Annotated in this window: 3 protein-coding genes; 2 read left to right on the top strand and 1 reads right to left on the bottom strand. The window is 66.2% G+C overall.

From position 1 onward, the window contains the following. Nucleotides 1–27 precede the first annotated feature (27 nt). Nucleotides 28–1,026 carry a VOC family protein gene (locus H8A95_RS41735; RefSeq protein ID WP_229188276.1) on the bottom strand — a complete coding sequence of 333 codons (999 nt, stop codon included), beginning with the start codon at nt 1,024–1,026 and terminating at the stop codon, nt 28–30. A gap of 333 nt (nt 1,027–1,359) precedes the next feature. Between H8A95_RS41735 and H8A95_RS41730 the strand changes: the two genes are divergently transcribed. Next, on the top strand, nt 1,360–3,525 hold the full coding sequence (locus H8A95_RS41730) for an anthranilate synthase component I (protein WP_229188275.1): 2,166 nt from the start codon (nt 1,360–1,362) through the stop codon (nt 3,523–3,525). A gap of 14 nt (nt 3,526–3,539) precedes the next feature. Continuing rightward, complete coding sequence (locus H8A95_RS41725) at nt 3,540–4,079, top strand: adenine phosphoribosyltransferase (protein WP_074131621.1); 540 nt, start codon at nt 3,540–3,542, stop codon at nt 4,077–4,079. Nucleotides 4,080–4,208 lie beyond the last annotated feature (129 nt).

The raw sequence follows: 4,208 nt of genomic DNA, 5'->3' as shown, positions 1-4,208 counted from the left end.
CTGCTTTCGCAGGGACGACAGCGAGAGTTAGGTTTCCGCCTTCACCCCGTCCCACCACGGGCAGGTTCCCGACATCAGCCTGAAATTGCCTTCCATCACCTGCACCGGCGCGCGCTTGCCCTCGGCGGCGGCGCGCATCCGCATCTCGCGCGCGACGGCGCGGTCCTCCGCTGACAGCCAGACGCGCTCGTGGCCCCACAGGCTCGGGCCGTCATGCATCTCGAACGGTGTCCAGTTCGCAGGGTCGATCTCGCGGCCGCCCCAGCCGCACTCGACCATGAACGCCGACGGCGACTTGGCGTAGAACGACGTCATCAGATCGTTGGTGTGACGGCCGAGCGTGACGTTGACCCGGTCCTCCTGCTGCGCGATGTCGTAGGCTTGACCGACATCGTCGAGCGAGAACAGCTCCACCATCAGATGGTGCATGCCGTTAGTGCCGGTTTCGATCAGCGCCAGCGAATGGTGGCGGGCGTTGACGTGGAAGAAGTAGGCGCGGAACGGCTTCTCGATGTAGTCGCTGAGGGCGAAGCCGAGCACGTCGACATAGAAGCTCATCACGGGGACGAGATTCTCGACCGTCAGCACGGCGTGGCCGAGGCCGAGCGGCCCGGTGCGGAAACCGGAGATCGAGCGTCCCGGCTTGAACGGCGTGTCATCGATCTCGGCGCCGTGAAACGCCTCGAGACGATTGCCGGCCGGATCCCGAAACGAGATGAGGCCGCGCACCCGCCTGGCATCGGCGAGGGTCTGCGGCTCGGCAGTGACGGCGATGCCGGCGCGCTCCAGGCGCGCCGCCAGCGCATCCAGGGCGGCGGCATCAGCCACCTCCCAGCCGAAGAACCTGACGCCTTCGCCCTGCGCGCGGTCGATCACGATGCGCTGCTTGCGGTCGTCCATCCGGAACGCGAGCAACGAATTGCCGCGCTCGATCGCCTGCAGCCCGACCAGGCCGGTGCCGAATTGCCGCCAGTCGTCGAGCGCGTCGGAGCCGAAGCCGGCATATCCGAGACCCAAAATCGCCATCTGCGCGTCTCCACCATTTGTCTGTTTTTTGGGCGGCCGACCGGGCCGCCATTCCGATGAATCCTACGCGGATTCCCGTCCTCTCAAAGCCCCAAGATGCGGTCCAGGATTGGGGCAGGGCTGCCGGGCCATCCCTTGACACGGCCCGCGCCGGGTGGTGAGTAGCGCCCATGAGCGCCGTTGCCAGTCCATCCCGACGTTGGTGGCCCACCTTCTCATAGGTGGCCGGTGCGTTTTCATTTTCCAAAACGTCGAAGGTCGCCATCGCAGTGCGACGGTCTCCTTCGTTTGTCCTGTGTGGCGCTCTCTCGGCAAGTCTCGTAAGAGGATCACATGAACAGGACAGTCTTCTCCCTGCCGGCCAAGAGCGAATACCTGACCAATGGCGGCCTTGCGGTCGCGCGGCTGGTCGAGCAGTTCAGCGGCGGCGCCAACCGTCTCGACGATCTGATCGCGCTCTTGGACCGCCGCCGCGGCGTGGTGCTGTCCTCGGGCACGACGGTGCCGGGCCGGTACGAGAGCTTTGACCTCGGCTTTGCCGATCCGCCGCTGGTGCTGGAGACGTCGGGCACTAACTTCTCGTTGCAGGCGCTGAACCCGCGCGGCGAAGTCCTGATCGCCTTCCTCGGCGACGTGCTGCGCGAGCCGTGCGTCGTGATCTCGGAGCGGAGCGCAACGAAGCTCTCCGGCCATATCATCCGCGGCGAAGCCCCGGTCGAGGAAGACCAGCGCACCCGCCGCGCCAGCGTGATGTCGCTGGTGCGCGACATGGTGGCGGCGTTCACTTCCAATGCCGATCCGCTGCTCGGCCTGTTCGGCGCCTTCGCCTACGACCTCGTGTTCCAGATCGAGGACATCGTGCAGAAGCGCACCCGCGAGGCGGACCAGCGCGACATCGTGCTCTATGTGCCGGACCGGCTGCTGGCCTATGACCGCGCCACCGGCCGCGGCGTGGCGCTCAGTTACGAGTTCTCGTGGAAGGGCAAATCGACCGCCGGCCAGTCGCACGAGACCGCGCCGAGCCTCTACGCCAAGACCGGGCGGCAGGGTTTTGCCGATCACGCCCCGGGCGAATATCAGGCGACGGTTGAAGTCGCGCGCGCGGCATTCGCCCGCGGTGATCTGTTCGAGGCGGTGCCCGGGCAGCTGTTTGCCGAGCCCTGCGAGCGCTCGCCGGCGGAAGTGTTCCAGCGGCTCTGCCGCATCAATCCGTCGCCCTATGGCGCGCTGATGAATCTCGGCGACGGCGAATTCCTGGTCTCCGCCTCGCCGGAGATGTTCGTGCGCTCCGACGGCCGCCGGGTCGAGACCTGCCCGATCTCGGGCACCATCGCGCGCGGTTCGGATTCGATCGGCGATGCCGAGCAGATCCGCAAGCTCCTGAACTCGGAGAAGGACGAGTTCGAGCTCAACATGTGCACCGACGTCGACCGCAACGACAAGGCGCGCGTCTGCGTGCCCGGCACCATCAAGGTGCTGGCGCGGCGTCAGATCGAGACCTACTCCAAGCTGTTCCACACCGTCGACCACGTCGAGGGCATGCTGCGGCCAGGCTTCGATTCGCTCGACGCCTTCCTGACCCATGCCTGGGCCGTGACCGTGACCGGCGCGCCGAAGCTGTGGGCGATGCAGTTCGTCGAGGACCATGAGCGATCGCCGCGGCGCTGGTATGCCGGCGCGATCGGCTGCGTGAATTTCGATGGCAGCATCAACACCGGCCTCACCATCCGCACTATCCGCATGAAGGATGGCCTCGCCGAGGTGCGGGTCGGCGCCACCTGTTTGTTCGACTCCGATCCCGCGGCCGAGGACCGCGAGTGCCAGGTCAAGGCGGCGGCGCTGTTCCAGGCGCTGCGCGGCGATCCGCCGAAGCCGCTGTCGGATTTCGCACCCGATGCCACCGGCTCGGGCAAGAACGTGCTGCTGATCGATCACGACGACAGTTTCGTGCACATGCTGGCGGATTATTTCCGCCAGGTCGGCGCCAACGTCACCGTGGTCCGGCACATCCATGCCCAGGACATGCTGAAGCGGAAGGGCTGGGACCTGCTGGTGCTGTCGCCTGGACCCGGTCGCCCGGAGGATTTCGGCATCGCCAAAACCATCGACACCGCGCTCGAGAAGCAGCTGCCGATCTTCGGCGTCTGCCTCGGCGTGCAGGCGATCGGCGAATATTTCGGCGGCGAGCTCGGCCAGCTCGGCCAGCCCGCGCATGGCCGTCCCTCGCGCGTCCAGGTACGCGGCGGCAGGCTGATGCATAATCTGCCCAATGAGATCGTGATCGGCCGCTACCACTCGCTCTATGTCGAGCGCGACAGCGTGCCCGAGGTGCTGACGGTGACCGCGACCACCGAAGACGGCGTCGCGATGGTGATCGAGCACAAGACCCTACCGGTCGGCGGCGTGCAATTCCATCCGGAATCGCTGATGTCGCTCGGCAATGAGGTCGGCCTGCGCATTGTCGAGAATGCATTCCGGCTTAATCCGCCGGCCAATTGAGGATTGCGAGACCAATGACCTTCGACCACGACATCAAGGCGACCGTTCGCACCATCCCGGACTACCCGAAGAAGGGCATCCTGTTTCGCGACATCACGACCTTGCTCGCGGATGCCCGCGCCTTCCGCCGGGCGGTCGACGAGCTGGTGCATCCCTGGGCGGGCGCGAAGGTCGATAAGGTCGCGGGCATCGAGGCGCGGGGCTTCATCCTCGGCGGCGCGGTGGCGCATCAGCTGTCCGCCGGCTTCGTGCCGATCCGCAAGAAAGGCAAGCTGCCGCACACCACGGTGCGGATCGCTTACTCGCTGGAATACGGCATCGACGAGATGGAGATGCATGCCGACGCCGTGCAGCCCGGCGAGCGCGTGATCCTGGTCGACGACCTGATCGCGACCGGCGGCACCGCGGAGGGCGCGGTGAAGCTGCTGCGCCAGATCGGCGCCAATGTGGTCGCGGCCTGCTTCATCATCGACCTGCCGGACCTCGGCGGCGCCGCCAAGCTGCGTGCGATGGACGTTCCGGTGCGCACGCTGATGGCGTTCGAGGGGCATTAGCGCCACACTCGCCAGACGTCGTCCCTGCCTAGTGCGCAATTGCGCACGGGAGCAGGGACCCATAACCACGAATGGTGATTGTGGAGCGACGATGTGGCCCCAGCCTTCGCCAAACATATAGCTGTGGTT

This window comes from Bradyrhizobium oropedii, from assembly GCF_020889685.1.
In the GTDB taxonomy this organism is placed as follows: Bacteria; Pseudomonadota; Alphaproteobacteria; order Rhizobiales; family Xanthobacteraceae; genus Bradyrhizobium; species Bradyrhizobium oropedii.
Note: the sequence above shows the minus strand (reverse complement) of the source record. Positions and strands in the feature narration are given on the sequence as shown.